The organism is Brucella ciceri, assembly GCF_041930145.1.
In the GTDB taxonomy this organism is placed as follows: Bacteria; Pseudomonadota; Alphaproteobacteria; order Rhizobiales; family Rhizobiaceae; genus Brucella; species Brucella intermedia.
Genome location: NZ_JBHEEV010000008.1, coordinates 123,856 through 146,847, shown reverse-complemented (window position 1 = coordinate 146,847; position 22,992 = coordinate 123,856). Strand labels below are relative to the sequence as shown.

Below are 22,992 nucleotides of genomic sequence, written 5' to 3'. Positions count from 1 at the left end.
TATTCAATGACGACTGACAGGAATAATTCGATGGTCAAAGCTCTGCGTATCGAGAGCGAAAACGTTACCCGTTTTGCAGAAATCGACGAAGCGCCGTTGCTGGCGGGTCATGTCCGAGTGCGGGTACGGCATGTTGGGCTCTGCGGCAGCGACCTGAACACTTTCAAGGGGCTTAATCCGCTGGTGCAGCTGCCGCGTATTCCGGGGCACGAGATCGGCGGCGAGATCATTGAAGCAGGCGCGGGCGTCAGCGCCGCCTACGCCAGCGGCAAGCGGGTGATCGTGCTGCCTTACACGAATTGCGGTGAATGTTCGTCCTGCCGCAAGGGCCGGCTCAATGCGTGCCGTTATAACAAGACGCTTGGCGTGCAGCAGAATGGCGGTCTGGCCGACCAGATCGTGCTGGCTGCCGAAAAGCTGATCCTCAACGATACGCTGGAACCGCGTCATCTGGCACTGGTCGAGCCGCTTTCGGTCGGCTTCCATGCCGTCGAGCGCGGACGGGTCCAGGCAGGCGACACGGTCGCTGTTCTCGGCTGCGGCATGATCGGCATGGGCGTGCTGCTCGGCGCAGTCGCCCGTGGCGCCAAGGTCATCGCCATCGATCCAAGTGCTGAAAAGCGCGAACTGGCGCTGCAATTCGGCGCCACGCATGCGCTTCCGGGCGGCGAGGACGTTGTCGCGAAGGTTCAGGAACTGACAGACGATGACGGCGTGGACGTTGCTTTTGAAGCGGTCGGCCTACCGATCACTTTCACGCAGGCCGTCGATCTGGCGGGCTTCGCGGGCAGGGTGGTTTATGTCGGCTATTCCAAGGCCCCAGTCACCTACCAGACGCAGTTCTTCAACCTGAAGGAACTCGACATCATGGGATCGCGCAATGCGACGCTCGCGGATTTCGAGGCTGTCATCGCCCATCTGGAAAAGCTCGGAGCGGATGCCGACAAGCTGATCTCCAAAATATTTCCGTTCGATGAAGCTGAAGCGGCGCTTCCCTACTGGGACGGCGACCGCAATGTCTTGAAGATCATCATCGAACGCGACTGAAATCGAAGCAAATGTCCGGGCCGCATGGACGGTGCCGGACGCTAGTGGAGGAAACCGGCCAAAAGGCCATTGTTTAATGACCCCATACGGGAGGATACTGATGAAGAAACTCGTTACCGGCATGATCGCCGCCAGCATGCTGCTGGCAGGAAGCATGGCTGCATACGCTGCCAATGTGTCGATCAAGGTTGCCTATGAAAACAACCCCGGCGAGCCTTTCGATGAGGTAATGCATTACTGGAAAGACGATCTTGCCAAGCGCAGCAACGGCGAGATCACGCTCGAACTTTATCCAAGCTCGCAGCTTGGCTCCAAGAAGGACGTGACCGAGCAGGCCATGATGGGCCTCAATGTCGTGACCATTTCCGACGTGGGCTTTCTTGCCGAGTATGATCCTGATCTCGGCGTGCTCTATGGTCCGTTCCTGACCGACGATCCGGCGCAGCTTTTCAAGGTCTATGACGGGCCATGGTTCAAGGAAAAGAGCGAAGAGCTGAAGAAGAAGGGCATTCATATCGTAATGCCGAACTATCTCTATGGCATTCGCCAGATCATTTCCAAGAAGCCGATCCGCACGCCTGAAGACCTGAAGGGCATGAAGATCCGCGTGCCGAACAATGTCATGCAGATCAAGACCTTCGAGGCAATGGGCGCTACGCCGACCCCGATGCCGCTCGGAGAAACCTTCCCGGCGCTCGCGCAGGGCGTGATCGATGGTGTGGAGAACCCGATTTCTGTTCTGTACGGCCAGAAATTCCAGGAAGAAGCCAAATATCTGAGCAAGGTCGGCTATCTGACCAACGTGGCGCTCATCGTGGGCGGCGAAGCCTTCTTTTCCACGCTGCCGGAAGATCAGCTCAAGATGATCCATGAATCCGCTTATGATGCGGGTCTCTACAGCCAGAAGCTGACGATCGAAAAAGACAATGAAATGATCGAAAAGATGAAGGAAGCCGGAGTCGAAGTCATCGATGTCGACCGCGCTCCCTTCAAGGCTCTTGCAGAGAAGGTCTACACCCAGTTCCCGGAATGGTCGCCTGGTCTTTATGACAAGATCAAAGCCGAACTGAACTGATCCATCCTTTTCGGATATCGCCATGTCGCGGCTTTGCCGCGGCATGGTCTGCTCATGGAATTCAATCCGATGAAATTGTTTGAAAAACTGATCGAATGGCTGGCTGCCGTGCCGCTGTTCATCCTGCTGGCGATGTTCAACATCGCCGTTGTCATGCGTTACTGGATGCACCAGCCATTGCAATGGACCGAGGAAATGGCTGGCCTGCTGATGATCTGGATCGTGATGCTCGGTAGCGTTGCCGCGGAACGCAGCAACCAGCATCTTGCCATTCCGATGCTTGTTGAGCTGTTTTCGGAAAAGCTGCGCGAGATCATCAACGCTGTCGTTGCCATCCTGTCGGGGCTGTTTCTGCTCTACGTGTCCTATGCCGGCTACAAGCTGTCGGTGGCGGCACAGCTTAAAGTGACCGACGTGCTGCGCGTTTCCTACTACTGGATCGATATCGCCGTGCCGGTCGGCTTCGGTATTATCGCCCTTTATATGTTTGCAGGCGCATTCAAATCCTTGCGCGCCGCTTTTGCGGGAGGCAAGGCATGAATCTTACGACTATCGTTCTCATCATGCTGGCGCTGATCGCGCTCAATATGCGCCTCTACGTGGCCATCCTGATTGCGGTCTTCACCTATTTTACGTTCTTCAACCAGATGCCGATAGCGATTGCAGTCCAGCGCTTCATCAGCCCGGCTCAAAACACATCGCTGCTCGCCATTCCGTTCTTCATCATGCTTGGCACGGTGATGGCGCATACCGGTATTGCAGAACGTCTGATTAAGGTCGCGGAAATTCTGGTCGGTCGCATGCGCGGTGGCATGGCGCTCACCAACATCATGGTTTCAACCCTGATGGGCGGCGTCAGCGCGTCCAATCTGGCCGACAGTGCCATGCTTACCCGCATGATGGTGCCGGAAATGGTCAAGCGTGGCTATGACAAGGCATTTTCCTGCGCGGTAACGGCTGCCGGTTCGCTGATTACGCCGATCATTCCTCCGGGCATCGCGCTCATCATCTATGGTCTGATTGCGGATGTTTCCATCGGCAAGATGTTCATGGCTGGTGTCGTGCCGGGCATCCTGGGTGCCATCATCCTGATGATCGCGGCCTATATCACGTCGGTAAAGCGCGGCTACAAGCCGAGCCGTGAAAAGCGGATGAGCGGCGCCGAAGTCGTCTCGACGCTTGCCTCGGCATGGCCTGCTGTCCTGTTGCTGTTTGCGATCATCGGCGGTATCCGCATGAACATCTTCACGCCGACGGAAGCCGGTGCTGTTGCCGTGACGCTGGTTCTGATCATCGGTTTTGTGATCTATCGCGAAATGCGCATCTCGCATGTGGTGGATTCGCTGATAGAAACGGCGAAATCGACCGCCTCCGTCATGCTCGTCATCATGGCGTCGTCAGCGCTCGCATGGGTGTTTTCGCTCGAACAGGCCGGCCAGTCGCTGATGCAGCTGATCTCGTCCTTCACCAGCAACCCTTATGCGTTCCTGCTGGCAGTCAACGTGATCCTGCTGATCCTCGGAGCGCTGATCGAGGGTACCGCCCTGATGATCGTTCTGGTTCCGCTCCTGATGCCAACGGTAAAGGCTCTGGGCATCGATCCGGTACATTTCGGCATCGTCGTCATCGTCAATCTTTCGATTGGCACGCTGACGCCGCCGGTCGGTACTGTCATGCTGATGGTCTGCAACATCGCCAAGGTAAGGGTCGGAGATTTCACCCGCCAGGCGTTCAGCATGTATATGGCGCTGTTCATCCTGCTGGCGCTCGTCACTTACGTGCCGATTATCTCGACCTATCTGGCTCATTAGACTGCGTTTCGAACTGATTTTGATCAGATCGACGTTCTGATCAAAAAAGCGCGGGTAACGCCCGCGCTTTTTCGTTTGTTCACCACGGATTTTCAACACGCGGCCAGATAGCACGGGTGAGCTTACGATAATTGGTCGTGCGCGGATTGCTCGGATAGGAGCTGGGTGCCGCGACATAGATGATCTCGGCTGCGATCGGCACAAAACCCGCGTGGAAATGATTGGTGGACTTGACCACCAATATGTCCTTCTTCATCGGGTCGATGCCGATATTGGAAAAGATATCCGGCTCGAATGTCTGCGTCCGGTTGGTGTTGAGAATGATGTCGATCTCGGTGCCTTCAATCCGCACCACTGCCGAAGGTCCAAGCGTCACGCGGCTTGGCCCAAAACTCTGCCAGCCTTCGGCGAGGGTTTTCAGGACAGTAACGCGGGCATCGATGGGTTCACCGCCAAGCGGACCGGATTTGCCGCCGAAACGCAGATTGATTAACGCACCTTCGCCCGCCGCATGGCAGAATGTCACGGCAATGGGGTCCCAGATCGTGGCAACGCCGACATTATCGATACGCCGTTCGATCAGGCGGCGAAGAACATAGGTTCCGTCGCCGGCGACACCGCCGCCGGGATTGTCCCATACATCGGCGATCACCGCAGGTTTGGCAGGATTGGCTGCATGGGCGGCCAGCGCCCGGTCGATGCCCTGATCGGTGTCGAACATGGTCATCAGGGTCTGCTCGCGCAAGGCGATAAGTTCACGCCCGAGTTTTTCCGCAAGGGATTTGCCCTTCGCCGGGTCATTGTCGGTGACGACAAGAATGTGGGTTCCCATTTCCGGCACATCGGCAGCCATGAAGCCATGAATGACGGAAATGGACAGGACGCCCTCCTTGCCCTGCATCGCCTTTATGCGGTCGACGAAGGAGCGCATCGGCTCCTTGCTTGTCGGATAGACGCCGATCATTCGGCAGTCGAAGGTGGAAATGACCGGGCTGATCCGGCCTTTCAGCGCATCCAGCGCGAGATCGACCACATGCTCGCCGCGTTCGTAGAAATCCGTGTGAGGAAATTCGAGGAAGGATGCGAAAATATTAAGGTTTTCGACCCGCTTCGGGGTGAGGTGGCTGTGCGGATCGAACTCGCTGGCGACCAGAATATCGGGCCCGACGATGGCGCGCACGCGTTCCAGAAGATCGCCCTCGCAATCGTCATAGCCTTGCGCGACCATGGCGCCATGCAGACCGAGAACAACTGCATCGACAGGCAGAGCGGCCTTCAACTGATCCAGAATTTCATTACGCAGTTCCTCGAAAGCTTGCCGTTGGAGCAGGCCGCCCGGTTCCGCCCATGTGGCGGTGCCTTCGATGACCGTCAATCCTTCCGCCGCTGCGCGCTTGCGCAATGCCACGATGGGCGAAGAGCATAATGTCGGCGTATCTGGATGCTTGCCGGGTGCTGCGTAGAATGCCATCTCGAACGAGGCCCTGTCGGTCGGAACCGGCGAGAATGTATTGGTTTCTGTCGCAAGCGATGCGGTGAAAATGCGCATGAAAATTTCTCTGGGCGAGGGGCGGTTTATTTCTGCGGTGCGTAGGCAATGGCCTCGACTTCGATCTTGATGTCGATCATCAGCCTGGACTCGACCGTGGTTCGTGCAGGAGGCTCTTTTGGAAAATAGGTGGCATAGACGGCGTTCATACGCCCGAAATCCCGCGCGTCTTCCAGCCAGATAGTAGTTTTGACCACGTCTTCCATGGTCGCTCCTGCAAGCGCAAGCGCGGCCTTGACGTTTTCGAGCACCTGTTTCGTCTGTGCTTCTATGCCGCCGTCGACGATCTGGCCGTTCGGTCCCACTGGCACCTGACCCGAGATATAGACTGTGTCGCCTGCTCGGACGGCGGGGGAAAGAGGCACATGCGATGCGCCGAAGACCTGTTTTCTGGACATGATTTTCTCCGGTTATTTGACTGCCCCAAGCGCCAGTCCCTTGATGAGATAGCGCTGGAGCCAGATGAAGAGGATTGCGACCGGCAGCGTGGCAAGAAAGGTTGCCGCCATGACGTAATGCCATTCGACGGTGTAGCGTCCCGCCACCAGCGAGAAGACCTGAATGGGCAAGGTGTAGCTTTCCTGCCTGCGCAGCATGGTCAATGCGACGACGAATTCGTTCCATGCATTGATGAAAGTGAAGATAGCCGTCACTGCAATGGCAGGCAGGCAGAGCGGCAGGAACACTTTTATCAATGTCTTGCCGCGTCCGGCGCCTTCCATCCAGGAGGCTTCTTCCAGATCGCGCGGTATGGTGTCGAAATAGCTCTGCAGCATCCACACGGTGAAGGCGATATTGAAGGCCATATAGACCGCGCCGACCGCCGAAACGCTTTCGATCAGCCCATAAGCGGCGAGCAGCCGAAAAAGGCCAAGCACCAGAACGATGGGGGAGATCATCTGCGAGACGAGCAGGAATTGGCGGAACAAGCCGTGACCCGCAAAGCGAAAGCGCGACATCGCATAGGCTGCAGGAATGGAAATGATGATCGCGCCCACGGAAGCAATGACTGATACGTAAAGCGAGTTCAGAAGCGCTTGCCCGAATTTGGTCTGGACCCACATTTCCGAAAAGTTCTGCCAGCGAAAGCTGCTTAGCCACCACGTTGGAGAAAGAACTTCCTGCGGCGGTTTGACGGCGGTGAGAAACATTACCGCAAAGGGAAACAGCGTCAGCACGATAAGCGGCGACAGAACGGCCCAGGCAACGATCGTGCGTTTCAATTTTGAGCCGGTCATGCACGTTCTCCCCGCATTGCAAGGCGGATATAGATCGCGGTGAAGACGAGCAGTATCGCCAGCATGATGAGCGATACGGCGGAGGCCTCTCCCAGCTTTCCAAGCCTGAAGGCGAGCTTGTAGAGATGCGTCACCAGAATATCGGTGGAGTTTGCCGGACCGCCCTGTGTCATGACCCAGATGATCGGAAAGGAATTGAAAACGTAGATCGTATTCAGCACGATGGCGATGTTCACGAAGGGCTTGAGCAGCGGAAAGGTGATCTCGCGAAACTGCTGCCACAGGCTGGCGCCTTCGAGGGACGATGCTTCGTAAAGATCGTCTGGGATGGAGGACAGCCCGCCGAGAAAGATCGTGGTGGTGAACGGCACGGTGACCAGAATGCCGACCAGTATCTGCATGGGAAAGGCTGTCGCGGCGCTCGCCAGCCATTGAATGTTGCTGTCGATGAGACCGAGATTGCGCAATGCGGAATTGAGCATTCCGCTTTCGCCATTCAGCGCCCAACGCCAGACAATGGCCGTCATGGTGAGAGAAACGGCCCAGGGCAGCATGACGATGACGCGGGCGACCGACCGCCCATAGAAATCCATGTTCAGGATGACGGCGACCGGAATGGAAACGATGAGCGCCCCGCCCACCACGGCGACGGTCCAGACGGCAGTGCGCCAGACCGCATTGAGAAAGTCGGGCGTTGCGAAAAGCGCCGTGAAGTTTGCGCCGTTGTTGAAATCGCGTAGCTGCCCGAAGCGGTTGACGTCGTGGCTGGCAATTTCAACGAGATGCACCACGGGCCAGAAGATCACCACCGCAGCCAAAAGCAGGCTCGGCAGGATCAGGAGATAGGGCAGGGTGCGGCTTTGCATCGGCAATCTGGATCCCGGGAAGAAAAAGCGCCCGGCGGAGCATAGGCTCTGCCGGGCAGGCGGGGAGTGTTATTTCTTCAGGATCGCATCCGCCTTGGCGGCGGCGTCCTTCAGCACGGCATCGGGTTCGCCCTTGCCGAGATAGATGCTCTGCATGGCGTTGGAGGTGATGTCGGCAATTTCTTCCCAGCCCGGAATGACCGGCGCAAAGCGGGCATCAGGAAGAAGCGCGGTAAAGGCGGCGAGATCGGCATTATTCACATAATAATCCATCTTCGCCTCTTCCTTGTTGACCGGAAGGAAGCCTTCGCCCTGTGTGAACTTGGCGCGCCACTCTGTCTGGAACAGGAAGTCGAGCACTTTCCAGGCTTCCTCCTTGTTCTTGGAGTTCTGGAACATGATGACGGAATCGGTCACGCCATAGGTGCCGCGCGCGCCTGTCGGTCCGGCTGGAATGGCTGCGACGCCGTATTTGAGATTGGGCGCTTCTTCCTTGATCTGGTTGGAAAGGAAAGGCGCGGTTATCATCATGCCGACCTTGCCCTGCTTGAAGAGGTTCTGCACGTCTTCTCGTGCATAGGACGTGACGCCGGGCTGGGTCAGGCCGTCATCAATCAGTGACTTGTAAAGCTTGGCAGCCTCCAGTGCCCCCCGCGTGCTCAGGCCCGACGTCCCGTCCTTGTTGAGGATTTCGGTGCCGTAGGACCACATGGCATAATAGTAATAGACGTCGGTCTCGATTTCCTTGCCCTGCAGGCCGAAACCGTAATTCTCTCCGCCGAGCGCCTTGATCTTGGTAGCGGCGGCTTTCAGTTCGTCCCAGGTTGCAGGCGGGTTTTCGACGCCTGCCTTGGCAAGAAGATCCTTGTTGTAATACATGGCGCGAGCCGAGGCCGCGATCGGCAGGCCGTAGGTCTTGCCCTCCAGGATGGACGGCGACAGGAAAGTCTCGATGAACCGGCCCTTGAACTCGTCGTTCATGTAACCGTCGAGCGGTTCGGCGATGCCCTGCTGCACGAAATCGATCAGCCAGCGTGTGCCGATGATCGAAAGATCCGCGTTGGTGCCTGCTGAAATGTCGGTGGTCAGCTTCTGCAGGAGCACATCCCACGGAACAACTTCGAAATTAAGCGTGATGCCGGGATTGGCAGCTTCGAACGCTTTCTTCACTTCCTCGAAATACGGGCCTGTCTTGGAGCTGTACTCCGCGACCGTCATGCGTACTTCACCAGCATTTGCGACTGACGACAACGCCAGAATGCTCAATCCAGCCAGAAGGCCGGCCTTCCATTTGTTGATAGACATCTTCCCGTTCCCTTGTTTTGCCCCGCATTGGCGCGATGACCATCTATTTTTGTTATTTTCCTACATTATCGGCATTGATAGCAGTTTCAAGCGAAAAGTTTTGTTGCAAACTTACATTTTGACTTTTACGCTGACGGGAATAAACAGTTGCAGAAAGCTGCCGCATAAAGGGGAATAGCGTGGAGCAAGCAGGCGAATTTGCCGGGAAATCGGTGCTGGTTACCGGGGCAGGTGGCGGCGTGGGAAACGCGCTTGTCCATCTTTTTTCCGAACGCGGCGCCCGAGTTATCGGATGCGATACGTCACTGGAGGCAATGACTGGCGATGGCTTCCATGCGCGTCACGCCTTCAACCTGCTCGACCGTGACGGGCTGGAGCCCGCAGCAAAGCGGATCATAGCGGAATCCGGCCTGCCTGATATTGTGATCAACAATGCTGGCTGGACCCGTGCCGAGACTTTCGATGGGCTGGATCAGGGCAATATCGACGCCGAGATCGACCTCAATTTGACTGCGGTTGCCGGATTTTCCAATGTGATGGCGCAGGCCATGGCTGCCCGCGGGCACGGTGTTTTTGTGTTTATTTCGTCGGTCAACGGACTTCTGCATTTCGGAAACCCGGCCTATGCGGCCGCCAAGGCCGGGATCAATGCCTTCGCGCGCGCTATCGCGGTGGAGTTCGGAAGAAAGGGCGTGCGCGCCAATGTGGTCTGTCCGGGGTCGATACGGACACCCGCATGGGATCATCGTATCGCGCAGGACGCGGGCGTTCTGGACCGCTTGCAGCGTTTTTATCCTCTGGGGCGTATCGTTGACACCCGTGAGGTCGCGGAAACGGTAGCCTTTCTGGCTTCCGACCGGGCATCGGGGATTACCGGCGCCATCCTCCCGGTCGATGCGGGGCTGACTGCGGGCTGCCGTCCTTTCATAGAAGATATTCTCGGAGGACACTGACCGATGAAAGAGGTTTCGCTGCGCGGCATTACCAAGACCTTCGGGCAATTGACCGTTCTCGATCGTGTCGATCTCGATATTCAAAGCGGGGAATTTCTCGTGCTCGTCGGTCCTTCGGGCTGCGGGAAATCCACGCTTCTGCGGATGGTGGCCGGGCTTGAACCGATTTCCGGCGGCGATCTCCTGATCGGTGGAGACCGGGCCAACGAGTTGCCGCCGCAAAAGCGCAATATCGCGATGGTGTTTCAGTCCTACGCGCTGTTTCCGCATATGACGGCGCGTGAAAATATTGGTTTTGGTCCGCGTATTCGTGGCGAGAAGTCGGAGGAAACCGCAGCGAAAGTGGACAAGGCAGCGTCCATTCTCAACCTCCATTCCTATCTTGATCGCTATCCACGCCAGCTTTCCGGCGGGCAACGCCAACGCGTCGCCATGGGGCGGGCCATCGTTCGCGAACCGTCGGTGTTCCTGTTCGATGAACCGCTTTCCAATCTCGATGCGCAGTTGCGCGTACAGATGCGCACCGAGATCAAGGCGCTGCATCAACGCCTGAAATCGACGGTGATCTACGTCACCCATGATCAGATCGAGGCTATGACGATGGCCGACCGGATCGTGGTTATGAATCAGGGAAAAATCCAGCAGATCGGTGCGCCGCTTGAGCTTTATGACCGCCCGGCCAACAAGTTCGTGGCGAGCTTTATCGGTTCGCCGTCCATGAGTTTCATTCCCGGAACCGTATCGGAAGGCATATTTCGCACTGAAGAGGGCGAAGAAATTGCCGTCTCGGCGGGATCGCCCGAAAACCGGCAGGCCGAAGCTGGCATTCGCCCGGAAAATTTTACAGTCGCGCCGGGTGGCACGGGGCTGACACTTACGGTGGAAGTCATCGAGCCGACGGGTCCGGAAACGCATATCTATGGCCGGATAGCGGGACAGCCCATAAGGGCTGTGTTTCGCGAGCGCTTGCATCTTGCGCCCGGTGAACAAGTGCCTGTAACTGCGAAGAGCGAACACATACATCTTTTCGACAAGGATAGCGGTCTCCCGCTTTGAACTCCCCATGAGCAAGGTTGCCGACATCATCACGCGGCTGCATGTCGTGGCGCAGGACGGATCGAAATCCGAACGGCGGCTGGCTGCGCTCGTGCTGGCAGATCCGGATTACGCTTCCAAGGCGGCAATTTCGGAAATCGCCGCCAGAGCTGGCGTCAGCGAACCTACCGTCACGCGCTTTTGCCGCGCGCTCGGCTGCGACGGTGTTCGTGATTTCAAATTCTATCTGGCACAGGCGCTGGCCATTGGCGGCCAGTATCTGACGGCTGAAATTCCCGCACGCGATGTGCGTGAAAGCCGCATTGCGACCGCTGTGACCGATGCGGCGGTCGCAGCCATCCAACGCGCCAGCGACGGACTGGACATGGCCGTACTGATGAAAGTGGCCGAACGGCTCGCCGCCGGGGGCCCTGTTCTTTGCCTAGGGTCCGGCGGCATCTCTTCCATGCTGGCAACGGAAATGCAGAACCGTTTGTTTCGGCTCGGTATTCCTGTCAGCGCACAGGTGGATGGGCAGTTGCAGCGCATGTATGCTGCCGTCACCACGCATGAGGCGACGGTAATCGCCTTTTCCGTTTCCGGCTTTGCGCGTTCGGTCGTGGAAGCCGTGCTGGTCGCGCGCCAATATGGAGCCCAGACAGTAGCGATCACGCCTGCAGGTTCCGACCTGGCCAAGGCGGCGGACGTGCTCATTCCCTATCAGGCCAATGAAGACGGCAATATCTACAAGCCGACCTCGTCGCGCTTCGCGCTGCTCGCAATTCTTGACATGATCGCCACGGCCACGGCGGAAGCGCGCGGGCCGAAGGTGCTGGAAAGCCTGCGTCGCATCAAGCATAGCCTCAATACGCTGACCATAGATGATCCGCGCCTGCCGCTGGGAGATTGATTCATGACCGGACCGAAAACCATTCACGACGTGGATACGCCTGCGATCCTCATCGACATTGACCGGGTGAAAGCGAATATTGCCCGGGTGCAGGCTCATGCCGATGCGATAGGGGTAAAACTGCGTCCGCATATCAAGACGCACAAACTGCCGTTCTTCGCCAAAATGCAGGTGGAAGCTGGCGCAGCGGGCATCACCTGCCAGAAACTCGGCGAGGCCGAGGTCATGGCCGACGCCGGGCTGACGGATATATTCCTGCCTTACAATATTCTGGGGCGGGAAAAGCTCGACCGCCTCCATGCACTGCATCAACGCGTTACACTGTCGGTAACGGTCGATAACTCAACTTCCCTCGCAGGATTGGCGGCGCGTTTCGCCGATGAAAAGCATCCGCTGAAAGTGCTTGTCGAATGCGACACGGGCATGGGGCGCTGTGGCGTGCAGACGCCAGCCGAAGCATTGGAACTGGCTCGCATCATCGACCAGAGCGCTGGACTGGGTTTCGGCGGTCTTATGACCTATCCCGCAGCGGGCAAGCCGGACCAGGCTGAACAATGGCTTTATTCGGCCCGCGAACTGCTGGATGCAAACGGTCTTTCCTGCGAAACGATTTCGAGCGGCGGCACGCCCGATATGTGGCGCAAGCCCAGTGACAGTGTTGTCACCGAATATCGTCCCGGCACTTATATCTATTTCGACCGGTATCAGGTCGAGAAGGGGGCTGCGACAGTGGATGACTGCGCATTTACGGTGCTTTCAACCATCGTCAGCCATCCGACAGCAGAACGCGCCATCATAGATGCCGGGTCCAAGGCGCTTTCCAGCGATACGTTGGGACTGAGCGACTTTGGCGAGGTGAGGGGACGTTCCGACGCCCGTGTTGTTGGCTTGAGCGAGGAGCACGGCAAGCTGACCGGCGATGTCGCTGACCTGAAGGTTGGCGAGCGCGTGCGGATCATTCCTGATCATGTCTGCGTCGTTTCCAATCTCTTTGACGAGGTTCATCTGGTTTCGGGCGAGGATGTCATCGATATCCTGCCGGTCGCCGCACGTGGAAAGTTGAGATAGTCAGGAGGGTAGCATGAGGTCTGCGGTCAACCCGTTTGCCGGTGACAGGGATCGCGAGCAGATTTGGGAAATGCTCGTGCGGCGCGATATCGAGGCTTTCGTATCGCAGGACTGGTCGCTGGTGGCCGATGATTTCGACGAGGTGCGCTTTCTCGGCATCCACGCGCATAATGATCGCAATCCCGACAAATGGGATGCAGGATTTCCGACGCTTGCAAGTTATCGTGATGAATGGCTGCGTCAGGCGGCGGAAAGTGCGGCGGTCGAATATGCCGAATCTCTGGCAGAAGGAATCTTCCGCGCGACCGATCTGAGTGTCATCGATATTACGGGCGACGTCGCTTTGGCGCGGAAAAAATTCGAAGGGACGATCGCAAGGAAGGACGGCTCCGTCGACCGCCTCAACTGGCAGACCCTCTATTTCTGCCGCCGCGACAAAGCACGCTGGAAGATCACAGGCTTTGTCGGATATATGGCGTATCGCTGAAATATCCGCCCAAGCGGAATGTCTATCGCGGCGCGGATTGCCCGATCTGCGCCGTTTTTATGTATAGACTAGATAGTTCCAGTTCGAAGTATAATCACACTATTTTTCTGCAATTATAGTCGTTTTTGTCCCGAATTATACTAATTCGGATGATGTCGCAGCTGATTGCATATTTGTCGCAGGCCGTTCCGGCAATTGACTGGAAGCGGACTACTATTGTCTTCAGGCTGGTCGATTGCCCTCTGTTTTGGACGGCATTGGCAATCCTCGAAATTCGTCGTGCGACCCTTCAAAACAATCATTCAAGGGGACGGTCGCTGGACGGTTCATTTAGACGAAATCGCGGCAGTGGGTGGACATGTCGGGAAATGACCTATATAGAATCAAGAAATCTATCGATAATCATTCCATGCGGACCGTTCGCGGATCGCAGATACCGTGCGAGGAATCTGCGTTGGAATGAAGTTCTATCATTGTTAAAAAGGAGATTAAGTCCGCCAGCACAGCGGGGTTAGACTTGATGCATGGTATTTTATACAAGGAAGAAAGTATGAAGTCGCCGGCTGAGACTAAAATAAGCTTGAAAGGCATTTTTAAAGTCTTCGGCGATGATCCGGAGCGTGCAATGCAGGAATTGCGCGCAGGTAAATCAAAAACCCAGATTCACAGCGAATTCGGCGCAACAATCGGCGTCGATAACGCGACCTTCGATATTTATGAAGGCGAAGTATTCGTTATTATGGGCCTTTCGGGCTCGGGCAAATCCACGCTTCTGCGTCTGCTCAATCGCCTGATCGAACCGACTGCGGGTTCCATCGAAGTCGATGGCCGCGATGTCGTCAAAATGACAAAGCGCGAGCTGATTGATCTTCGCCGCCGCGACATGAGCATGGTGTTTCAATCCTTCGCGCTTCTGCCCAATCGCACGGTCCTGAACAATGCCTCCTTCGGTCTTGAAGTAGCCGGGATGGGTGAGGCGGAACGTCACCAGAAAGCACTGAAGGCACTCGCAGCCGTCGGGCTGGAGCCCTATGCTCACAGCATGCCGGACCAGCTTTCCGGCGGCATGAAACAGCGCGTCGGACTGGCGCGGGCCCTTGCCAGCGAGCCGACCATTCTTCTGATGGACGAGGCGTTTTCCGCACTTGACCCGCTGATCCGCACCGAAATGCAGGACGAATTGAAGCGCCTTCAGGCGGAGCACAGCCGGACGATCATTTTCGTCAGCCACGATCTGGATGAAGCCATGCGCATCGGCGACCGTATCTGCATCATGCAGCACGGCAAGGTGGTGCAGGTTGGAACGCCCAATGAAATCGTGTCTGCACCGGCTAACGATTACGTCCGTTCGTTCTTCCGCAATGTCGATGTATCCCGCGTTTTCAAGGCCGCTGATGTGGCGCGCGAGGACGAACTGATCGTCTTCGAACCTGAGCAGCTGGCGACAGCGCTTGAAAGGTTCGATGCCAGCGGGAAGACATTCGGCGTGCTGATCGACGCCGACCGCACCTATCGCGGTATGGTCAGCCGTGACGCGCTGGCGAAGGGTGTTGCAGCGCAAGGTGGGGAGAGGCTGGAAGGCGTCTCTGCCATCGAAGCCGAAGCGCCGCTTTCCGGGTTGTTGACGCAGGTGGCCGAAAGCCCATGGCCGGTCCCCGTTACGGATCGCCAGAACCGCTATGTCGGTGCCATCAGTAAATCGGCATTGCTCGAAACGCTTGGCCGCGCGGGTTGATACCTGCACGCCAACGGACTTTTGCCTGACAGGGGCAGAATGGGTCCAATCCAGAAGAAATACGGAAATGGACGGTAAAATATGGATTTGAATTTCAGTGTCGGCGAATGGGCGGATGTTGTGGTCAACTACATACTTGACCACTTTACGCCCGCGCTCGATATGATCGCAGCCACTATCGGTTTTGTTACCGATAGTATCCAGAATGCTTTGCTTGCTGTGCCGCCTGTCGGCGGGGTTGCAGTGCTAGCACTGCTATCGCTGTGGCGCGTGGGGTGGAAATTTGCGATTTTCACCGCTCTTGCGCTGGGGCTCATCATCCACATGGATTTGTGGACCGGCACGATGGAAAGCCTTTCTCTGGTGCTGGCCTCGACAGTTATTGCTGTCGTAATCGGCATCCCGCTTGGTATCGCGATGGCGCGCAGCGACACGATTGCTTCGATCGTCCGCCCGGTTCTTGACCTCATGCAGACGATGCCTGCTTTCGTCTATCTCATTCCGGCTGCCATGTTTTTCGGTCTTGGTGCCGTGCCCGGAACGATTGCGACGGTGATTTTTGCCATGCCGCCGGTCGTGCGTCTGACCAATCTCGGTATTCGGCAGGTGCATTCGGAGTTTGTCGAAGCGGGGCTGGCCTTCGGCTGCACGTCGCGGCAACTCCTGTTCAAGGTGCAGCTTCCGAACGCCATGCCCTCGATCATGGCCGGCATCAACCAGACGATCATGCTGTCGCTTTCAATGGTGGTTATCGCATCGATGATCGGCGCAGGCGGTCTCGGCAATACTGTTCTGACCGGTATTCAGCGCCTCAATGTGGGGCTCGGCTTCGAAGGCGGTCTGGCAGTGGTCATCCTGGCAGTCATTCTCGACCGCATTACCCAGAGCTTCGGCAAGGGTGGCACCGGGTTTTTCAAACGGCTTGCATCTTTAAGGAAGGCGGCGGACACCCAGTCCGCCTCATCCTTTCGCAAGCAGGAAGCATGACGCAAGCAATAATAACCAAGAATAACAACGGGAACTGATACCAATCGAAAAGGAGAAGCTATGTTAGGCAAACTAACCAAATTCGGTCTGGCGGCAGTTGTGGCGGGAACGATGACCATGGGCGCAGCGTTTGCGCAGGACAGCAAGCGGGTTAAAATCGGCTGGGCGCCATGGTCGGATGCTGAATTCGTCACAAAACTTGCCAAGAAGCTGATCGAAGACAATCTCGGCCAGAAGGTCGAACTGGTTCAGACAGACGTGGCCCCACTCTATCAGGGCGTGAGCCGTGGCGATATCGATGCCATGATGATGGCATGGCTGCCGGAAACCCACGCCGATTACTACAAGCGCATTGAAGGCAAGGTCGAAAATCTCGGGCCGCTCTATGAAGGTGCCAAGCTTGGCTGGATCGTTCCGGCTTACATTCCCGAAAGCGAGATCAGTTCCATCGAGGACCTGAAGAAGCCGGAAGTTCGCGAAAAGCTGAAGGGCGAAATTCAGGGCATCGATCCGGGCGCCGGCCTTACGCGCCTGTCGCAGGAGGCGATCAAGAAATATGGGCTGGACTACAAGCTCAATATTTCCAGTGAAGCGGCCATGCTGACCACAGTCGACCGCGCCACACGTTCCGACGGCTGGTTCGTGGCAACGTCGTGGAGCCCGCACTGGATGTTTGGCAAGTACAAGCTGCGTTACATTGCTGATCCCGAAGGTGCACTTGGTGGTGCGGAACATATCGACGCAATTGCGCGCAAGGGCTTCAAGGAAGAAAATCCGAAAGTTGCCTCGCTGCTCACCAAGATGAGTCTTCCGATCAGCGAGCTTGAGGCTGCAATGTTCGACGCGCAGGAAACATCCTATGAAAAGGCCGTCGACAAATATATCGCGGATCATCCGGACCGCATCAAGGAATGGCTGGCTGAATAATCAGCTCAGTAAGAAAGCCCCGGTTCTCCGGGGCTTTTTCATATCCTATCCTCTTCGAGCAATCAGAATACCCGATATCACGATGATACCGCCCAGAGCCTGCAACATGCCGATAGGTTCCGACAGGATAGTCCAGGCAAGAAACGCCGCGACGACCGGTTGTAGAAGCAAGGTGAGTGACGAGAACGACGCGGGAAGATAGGCAAGCGCATAGGCGATCATGCTCTGGCCTGCGGCGTGGGTCACCCATGCAAGGCCCGCGAGGATAAGCCATCCATAGAGCGTCGCAGGCAGTATCTGGCCTTCCATGAAATAGGCGATCGGCAATGAAAATACGGCGGCAATCGCGCTGCTCCATAGCATGATGCGCATGGTAGAAAAGCGGCTGCGCAAGCGACCCACCGAAAGGATGTAGCCAGCATAGAAGACTGCGGCCAGAAGCGCCATCGCATCGCCGGACGATCGCGATTGGAGAAGCTCGCCCGGCCCGCCCTTTAGCACGATGACGCCAATGACAGCGACGGCAAGGCCGATCATGAAGGATGTGCTCACGCGCGACTTGAAAAGCAGCCATGCGCCGAGTGTCACGAAAATCGGCGCCATATTGGCGAGCAACGTGGCATTTGCAACGGATGTCATGTGCAGCGACAAGTGCCACGCGCCGAGGTCGAAAGCGATGAACAGGCCGGGCAGGGCGAGGCGCAGGCAGTCGGTTGGTGTGAGCGGTGCCGCATCCTTTTCGTCGCGCCGTTCGCGACCATCCATGAACAGCAGCGGTAAAACTGCAAGTGCTAGACGCCAAAAGCCTGTTGCCAGCGGCCCCACCTCGGAAAGGCGCACAAATATCGGCGAACTGCCGATAGCGATGCCGCCAACGATGAGGGCTGTCATCGCGACGCGTTGTGCGTTGGAAGGTGCAGGGCTTGCGGCGGTAGTATGCGACATTTTCAAACTCGAATTTGCGCCGAAATCAACCTGCCCGCGCAATGCACGCGGCTAAAGAGTGGCCGTCGGCTGGGACTGAACTGGTCTTGGAGAAAATCAGCACATTTCTTCCAAGATCGGTGTTCTGAATATTGTCCTTCTCGCCGCGAAAGAATGTAACGAAGAAAAATTTCCTCGCGACGTTGATATGACGCAGGCTTGCTTATTCCTGTTTGAATGAGACGTCCAGCGGTGGCCGAAGCAAAATTCGGAAAATTCCGTCCCAATCCGCTTCGGCGTATTGCGGATTGCATGAAAAAGCGCCCCGGAGGGCGCTTTGCGATTATCCACGATAGTAGGGCGAAAAGCACTGTCTACGTGGCCCATTATAGGGCTGGAACGTATTGTCCCAGGAGCGATAGGACCGGAAGCGGTTATAGCACCAACGAACATGCGCGTTTGACATTCTTGGTGCCCGGTAGACGTGGCGCGGCTGGCTTAATGCGCCGCCAACAATGGCGCCTGCGCCAAAAGCCGCCAGCGGATACCACCACCCATCGCTATGGCGACGATAGCCGTGGCGATGATGCCGATAACCCCGGTGACCGTTCCAGTGGCCGGGTCGATTGTGCCGATGGCCCCGGAAATGGCGCGGCGGTCGGCGATGATCGCGCACTTGCTCCACATTGTCGTTGATGACAGGGCGCTCCAGATTCATGGGTGCCGCCATTGTCGGTACAACCGATGTCGCTCCGAAAATCACGGCGAAGGCCCCGACACAGGTCTGCTTGAATATATTCATGTGCAACCCTCCTTGTTAATATAACGAGGTTGAACGATTGAAACTATTCCTTTGTTCCCATTTTTCGTCCGGTTAAAAGTCGGGTCTGGATTCTTGCATGGCTGACTTTTGCAAAGGAAAGGGAGCAGGCTCCTCCCCAAGAACCTGCTCCCCAATGCATCGCCCCCCGCCGTAGGTGGTGCGATGCTTACCTTTATCCATTTTGTTTTTGCGCAGTATCCTGCGCAAATCGCTTCGCACTGTTGCAGGATGGATTTTATCCCGAATTTAGTGTTTCAAACCTTACCTTCGATAGCGGCGTTTAGCAACTTCAACGCGCGTTCCTTTGTCAATTCAATCGGATTGCCGCCGGCAGTAGGATCTACTATTGCCATCTCAGCGATCAGATCTTTGCGGGCATTGTCCATGCTGAGACCCTTGATGAATTCAGGCAGTGCATTGGGGACACCGAGGTCGCTGCGCAGTTTCATGATGGCCGTCAGAAACCCGTCGAACCCGCCCTCGATACCAAGATAATCGGCGAGCCTTTCGATGCGCGTTTCGATGGCCGACCGGTTCTGAATCAGAACATAAGGCATGAAAACCGCATTGGTCATGCCGTGATGTGTATCGTAGAGAGCGCCGATCGGATGGGAGAGGGAGTGGATTGCGCCCAGACCCTTCTGGAAGGCTGTCGCACCCATGGCCGCAGCCGCCATCATGTTGGCGCGGGCTTCGACATTCTTGCCGTCGGCGTAAGCCTTTGGAAGGTTTTCAAAAACGAGACGGATGCCCTCGACCGCGATACCATCTGCCATGGGGTGAAAGCCCGGTGCGCAATAGGCTTCAAGACAGTGCGCCAGCGCATCCATGCCTGTGCCCGCCGTAATGAAAGGCGGCATCCCCATTGAAAGTTCAGGATCGGCAATGACCGTGACCGGAAGCATCTTGGGGTGAAAGATGACTTTCTTGGTGTGGGTCGTTTCGTTGGTCAGAACGCCTGCACGGCCAACTTCCGATCCGGTGCCCGCAGTGGTTGGCACGGCGATGATTGGGGCAATGGCCTTGCTGTCCGCACGGGTCCACCAGTCGCCTATGTCTTCAAAATCCCAGACCGGCCGTGTCTGTCCTGCCTGAAAGGCAATCAGCTTGCCAAGGTCCAGCGCCGAACCGCCACCAAATGCGATGACGCCATCATGCTTGCCGCTCTTGAAAACCTCGACACCCGCGTAGAGATTGCTTTCGACCGGGTTGGGTTTCACATCGGAAAACACTCCGTATTTGACGCCAGCTTCGTCCAGAATAGCGAGTGTTGAGGCCACCACGGGAAGCTTTGCCATCCCAGGATCGGTCACAAAGAGCGGGTTCTCAATGCCAGCACCCTTGAGGACCGCAGGCAGTTCCTTGATGCGGCCAGGGCCGAAAAGCACGGTGGTGGGGAAATTCCATTTGGCAGTCAAAGTGGTCATGTCGATTGCTTTCCAGAACTCAAATCAGGTCAGATTTTCTCGCGCAGGTGGAAGGATTTCGGTCGCGTGAGATTGCCGTAGCCGATGGGCGACAGTGCGGCGCCCTTGCCGGTGTCTTTCACCCCGGTCCAGACAAGTGCAGGATCGAGATAATCGCAGCGGTTCATGAAAACCGTACCCGTTTCGATGCGATCGCCGAGGGCTGTTGCGTGGTCCGTATCGGCAGTCCAGAGCGAAGCCGTAAGGCCATAGATGCTGTCGTTCATGAGTGCTAGGGCTTCCTCATCGTTGCGCACTTTCATGATGCCGACGATGGGGCCGAAACTTTCCTCACGCATGACGCTCATCTGGTGGTCCACATTGGTAAGCACTTCCGGCGCGACGTAAGGGGAACCAGCGCGATCATTTTCGACGCTCATATCGATGTGGGCCTTTGCGCCCTTGCGCAAGGCTTCGGCTTTCTGCTCGCGGATGAGATCGGCGAAACGCGCCTGCGCCATCGGGCCAAGCGTCGTTGAACCGTCGAGAGGGTTGCCGACCACATATTGCTTCGTCAGGTCAATGAAACCGTCAACGAAGCGGTCATAGATGGCTTCATGAACATAGATGCGCTCAATTCCGCAGCAGCACTGGCCGGAATTGAAGAACGCGCCATCCACAAGGTTGGCGACGGCATGATCCAGATTGACGTCGGGGAGCACATAGGCCGGGTCCTTGCCGCCAAGCTCCAGCCCAAGCGTCATGAAGGTGCCTGCAGCAGCCCTCTCAATGGCCCGCCCGCCGCCGACCGACCCGGTGAAATTCACATGGTCGATTGCGCCGGATGCAAGCAGCTTTTCCGTTGACGCGTGATCAAGGACGACGTTCTGGAACACGCCCTTGGGCAGCCCGGCCTTCTCGAACGCTTTTGCAAAGCGTTCACCTGCCAGAAGCGTCTGCGTCGCATGTTTTAAGATCACCGTGTTTCCGGCCATCAGCGCGGGGATGATCGTGTTGACTGCGGTGAGGTAAGGATAATTCCATGGCGCGATTACCATCACGACGCCGAGCGGTACATGTTTGACATACCGACGAAAGCCGTCCTTCTGCGCTGGCACATAGGCCTTGAGGGACTCCTCGGCGATGTCGATCATATATTGGCCGCGTTCCTGAACGCCGCCATTTTCGCCGCCGTAGCGCGTTGGCCGTCCCATCTGCCATGCGATTTCAGGCACGATCTCGTCCTGCATTCCGGCGAGGGCATCAAGGGCTGACCGGCAATAACGTGCGCGTTCCGCTATGCTCAATTGAACCCATCCGGCCTGCGCGTCGCGGGCAGCGGCGACGGCCGAGGCGATTGCGGTCTCGTTCAAGAAAGGACGTTCGGCATATACAGAGCCGTCTATCGGGGAGATGATTTTGGCTGTGCCGCTCATCTGTAGTTTCCTTTGAAGTCTGGCATTATGTCGGGGTCAGTAGCGCTCGAAACCGCGGTGCAGCTCCCAGTCGGTCACGCGCCGGTCGTATTCGATCTGCTCCCAATGGGCGGTATGCACATAATGGTTGACCACGGCCTCACCGAGCGCCTCCTTGAGAAACGCGGAGTTCTTGAGAGCCTGAGCGGCTTCGCGAAGCGTATAGGGAATTTCCTTGAGTTTCACGGCACTATAGGCGTCGCCGACGAAAGGTTCTTCAAGTTCCAGCTGCTCGTCTATTCCTTTCAAACCTGCTGCGATAAGGGCTGCAAAGGCCAGATATGGATTGAGATCGGCACCGCCGATGCGACACTCGATGCGAATGCCCTTCGTGCCTTCGCCGCACAGGCGAAACCCTGCCGTACGATTATCCTGGCTCCACATGATCTTCGTTGGCGCAAAAGTGCCAGCCTGAAAACGCTTGTAGGAATTGATATAGGGCGCCAGGAAATAGGTGTAATCGGTGGCGTATTTGAGTTGCCCAGCTACCCATGAACGCATCAGCGGGGTCATGGTGTAAGGCGCTTTCGGATCGAAGAAGAGCGGCTCCTTGCCGTCGGCGCTCCAGATGGAGTTGTGCACGTGGCTCGAGCTTCCCGCCTTGCTGTAATCATACTTGGCCATGAAGGTGATGCATTTGCCCTGCGCCTCGGCGATTTCCTTCATCGCGTTTTTCATGATGACATGGCGATCCGCCATTTCGAGCGCTTCGGCGTAGCGCACATTCAGCTCTTCCTGCCCCGGGCCCCATTCACCCTTCGAGTTTTCGACCGGAATGCCCGCCGCCGCTAGTTGATTGCGCATTGCGCGAAGAACCGGTTCTTCCTTGGTGGTCAGGTGGATGACATAATCCTGCACATAAGGCGAAGCCGTTTCCATGTCCTGCCAGTGCTTGGCGCGGGCCGTCTTGTAGGTCTCATCGAACAGATAGAATTCGAGCTCGGATGCAAAATAGGCGCGATAGCCGCGCTCGTGCAGGCGGGCGAGTTGCTTCTTGAGGATGGCGCGCGGAGAATGCGCCAGATCCTGGTGGTCGTGATGATCGAGCACGTCGCAAAGCACGATGGCTGTCTTTTCCAGCCATGTGGCGACCCGCAAGGTCGAAAGGTCCGGCTTGATGACAAAATCGCCATAGCCCTTATCCCATCCGGCGGCCTCATAGCCCGGGACCGGCTCCATATCGATATCGTCTGCGAGAAGATAATTGCAGCCGTGGGTCTCGTCGTAACCGGACTCCACGAAGAACTGCCCGTAGAAGCGCTTGCCGATCAGGCGTCCCTGCATGTCCACAAAACACGCAAGAACCGTATCGATTTCATCTTCCGCGACTGCCTTTTTCAATGCATCGAATGTCAGTTGTCCGGCCATTTA

22 protein-coding genes are annotated in these 22,992 nt (G+C 56.8%); 12 read left to right on the top strand and 10 right to left on the bottom strand.

Features of this window, described 5'->3' with window-relative positions; all coding sequences use genetic code 11:
• Positions 1-30 precede the first annotated feature (30 nt).
• The 4 genes from JNC63_RS16595 (at position 31) to JNC63_RS16580 (ending at position 3,933) form a co-directional block, all read left to right on the top strand.
• Positions 31-1,047: a zinc-binding alcohol dehydrogenase family protein gene (locus tag JNC63_RS16595; RefSeq protein ID WP_063621112.1), complete on the top strand. Its 1,017-nt coding sequence runs from the start codon at positions 31-33 to the stop codon at positions 1,045-1,047.
• A 100-nt stretch (positions 1,048-1,147) separates the two neighbouring features.
• Positions 1,148-2,122, top strand: a complete 975-nt coding sequence (locus JNC63_RS16590) for a C4-dicarboxylate TRAP transporter substrate-binding protein (protein ID WP_006471979.1) — start codon at positions 1,148-1,150, stop codon at positions 2,120-2,122.
• 69 nt (positions 2,123-2,191) lie between these two features.
• Complete coding sequence (locus JNC63_RS16585; protein WP_241083937.1) at positions 2,192-2,662, top strand: TRAP transporter small permease; 471 nt, start codon at positions 2,192-2,194, stop codon at positions 2,660-2,662.
• A complete protein-coding gene (locus tag JNC63_RS16580) occupies positions 2,659-3,933 on the top strand; it encodes a TRAP transporter large permease (protein WP_006469159.1) in 1,275 nt (424 codons plus the stop codon). Before JNC63_RS16585 ends, JNC63_RS16580 begins: the two co-directional genes overlap by 4 nt.
• A gap of 79 nt (positions 3,934-4,012) precedes the next feature.
• Here the strand turns inward: JNC63_RS16580 and JNC63_RS16575 are convergent, their stop codons facing one another.
• The 5 genes from JNC63_RS16575 to JNC63_RS16555 all read right to left on the bottom strand — a co-directional run bounded on the left by JNC63_RS16575 (position 4,013) and on the right by JNC63_RS16555 (position 8,891).
• Positions 4,013-5,482: a M81 family metallopeptidase gene (locus JNC63_RS16575; RefSeq protein WP_063621108.1), complete on the bottom strand. Its 1,470-nt coding sequence runs from the start codon at positions 5,480-5,482 to the stop codon at positions 4,013-4,015.
• A 26-nt stretch (positions 5,483-5,508) separates the two neighbouring features.
• Positions 5,509-5,880, bottom strand: a complete 372-nt coding sequence (locus tag JNC63_RS16570; protein WP_025089990.1) for a RidA family protein — start codon at positions 5,878-5,880, stop codon at positions 5,509-5,511.
• 12 nt (positions 5,881-5,892) lie between these two features.
• The gene (locus JNC63_RS16565; protein WP_063621106.1) at positions 5,893-6,720 is read right to left on the bottom strand and encodes a carbohydrate ABC transporter permease; all 828 of its coding nucleotides are present in this window, start codon (positions 6,718-6,720) and stop codon (positions 5,893-5,895) included.
• Positions 6,717-7,586 (bottom strand): carbohydrate ABC transporter permease, encoded by an 870-nt coding sequence (locus JNC63_RS16560; RefSeq protein ID WP_006471981.1) that lies wholly within the window; start codon positions 7,584-7,586, stop codon positions 6,717-6,719. The genes JNC63_RS16565 and JNC63_RS16560 overlap by 4 nt, the downstream gene beginning before the upstream one ends.
• Before the next feature lie 69 nt (positions 7,587-7,655).
• Entirely contained in the window at positions 7,656-8,891 is a 1,236-nt protein-coding gene (locus JNC63_RS16555; protein WP_063621104.1) for an ABC transporter substrate-binding protein, read from the bottom strand.
• 179 nt (positions 8,892-9,070) lie between these two features.
• Here JNC63_RS16555 and JNC63_RS16550 point away from each other — a divergent pair, with 179 nt between their 5' ends.
• From JNC63_RS16550 to JNC63_RS16515, 8 genes are all read left to right on the top strand, one after another.
• Entirely contained in the window at positions 9,071-9,844 is a 774-nt protein-coding gene (locus tag JNC63_RS16550) for an SDR family NAD(P)-dependent oxidoreductase (RefSeq protein ID WP_063621103.1), read from the top strand.
• Positions 9,845-9,847: 3 nt separating this feature from the next.
• A complete protein-coding gene (locus JNC63_RS16545) occupies positions 9,848-10,900 on the top strand; it encodes an ABC transporter ATP-binding protein (RefSeq protein ID WP_006469152.1) in 1,053 nt (350 codons plus the stop codon).
• A 7-nt stretch (positions 10,901-10,907) separates the two neighbouring features.
• A complete protein-coding gene (locus JNC63_RS16540; RefSeq protein WP_006469151.1) occupies positions 10,908-11,789 on the top strand; it encodes a MurR/RpiR family transcriptional regulator in 882 nt (293 codons plus the stop codon).
• A gap of 3 nt (positions 11,790-11,792) precedes the next feature.
• The gene (locus JNC63_RS16535) at positions 11,793-12,857 is read left to right on the top strand and encodes a D-TA family PLP-dependent enzyme (protein WP_006469150.1); all 1,065 of its coding nucleotides are present in this window, start codon (positions 11,793-11,795) and stop codon (positions 12,855-12,857) included.
• Positions 12,858-12,870: 13 nt separating this feature from the next.
• The gene (locus JNC63_RS16530) at positions 12,871-13,344 is read left to right on the top strand and encodes a hypothetical protein (RefSeq protein ID WP_006469149.1); all 474 of its coding nucleotides are present in this window, start codon (positions 12,871-12,873) and stop codon (positions 13,342-13,344) included.
• A 550-nt stretch (positions 13,345-13,894) separates the two neighbouring features.
• Positions 13,895-15,079, top strand: a complete 1,185-nt coding sequence (gene proV / locus JNC63_RS16525; RefSeq protein WP_006471982.1) for a glycine betaine/L-proline ABC transporter ATP-binding protein ProV — start codon at positions 13,895-13,897, stop codon at positions 15,077-15,079.
• Between the two features lie 81 nt (positions 15,080-15,160).
• Positions 15,161-16,066, top strand: a complete 906-nt coding sequence (locus JNC63_RS16520) for an ABC transporter permease (RefSeq protein ID WP_006469147.1) — start codon at positions 15,161-15,163, stop codon at positions 16,064-16,066.
• Positions 16,067-16,126: 60 nt separating this feature from the next.
• Positions 16,127-16,993, top strand: a complete 867-nt coding sequence (locus JNC63_RS16515; protein WP_374846500.1) for a glycine betaine ABC transporter substrate-binding protein — start codon at positions 16,127-16,129, stop codon at positions 16,991-16,993.
• Positions 16,994-17,038: 45 nt separating this feature from the next.
• Here the strand turns inward: JNC63_RS16515 and JNC63_RS16510 are convergent, their stop codons facing one another.
• The 5 genes from JNC63_RS16510 to JNC63_RS16490 form a co-directional block, all read right to left on the bottom strand.
• Positions 17,039-17,938, bottom strand: a complete 900-nt coding sequence (locus tag JNC63_RS16510) for a DMT family transporter (RefSeq protein WP_021587287.1) — start codon at positions 17,936-17,938, stop codon at positions 17,039-17,041.
• Positions 17,939-18,260: 322 nt separating this feature from the next.
• Positions 18,261-18,719, bottom strand: coding sequence for a BA14K family protein (locus tag JNC63_RS16505; RefSeq protein ID WP_006471984.1), 459 nt, complete (start codon positions 18,717-18,719; stop codon positions 18,261-18,263).
• A gap of 275 nt (positions 18,720-18,994) precedes the next feature.
• Positions 18,995-20,167, bottom strand: a complete 1,173-nt coding sequence (locus JNC63_RS16500) for an iron-containing alcohol dehydrogenase (RefSeq protein WP_006469143.1) — start codon at positions 20,165-20,167, stop codon at positions 18,995-18,997.
• 29 nt (positions 20,168-20,196) lie between these two features.
• Complete coding sequence (locus JNC63_RS16495; RefSeq protein WP_006469142.1) at positions 20,197-21,582, bottom strand: aldehyde dehydrogenase family protein; 1,386 nt, start codon at positions 21,580-21,582, stop codon at positions 20,197-20,199.
• A 36-nt stretch (positions 21,583-21,618) separates the two neighbouring features.
• A complete protein-coding gene (locus JNC63_RS16490) occupies positions 21,619-22,989 on the bottom strand; it encodes a glutamine synthetase family protein (protein WP_006469141.1) in 1,371 nt (456 codons plus the stop codon).
• Positions 22,990-22,992: the final 3 nt, after the last annotated feature.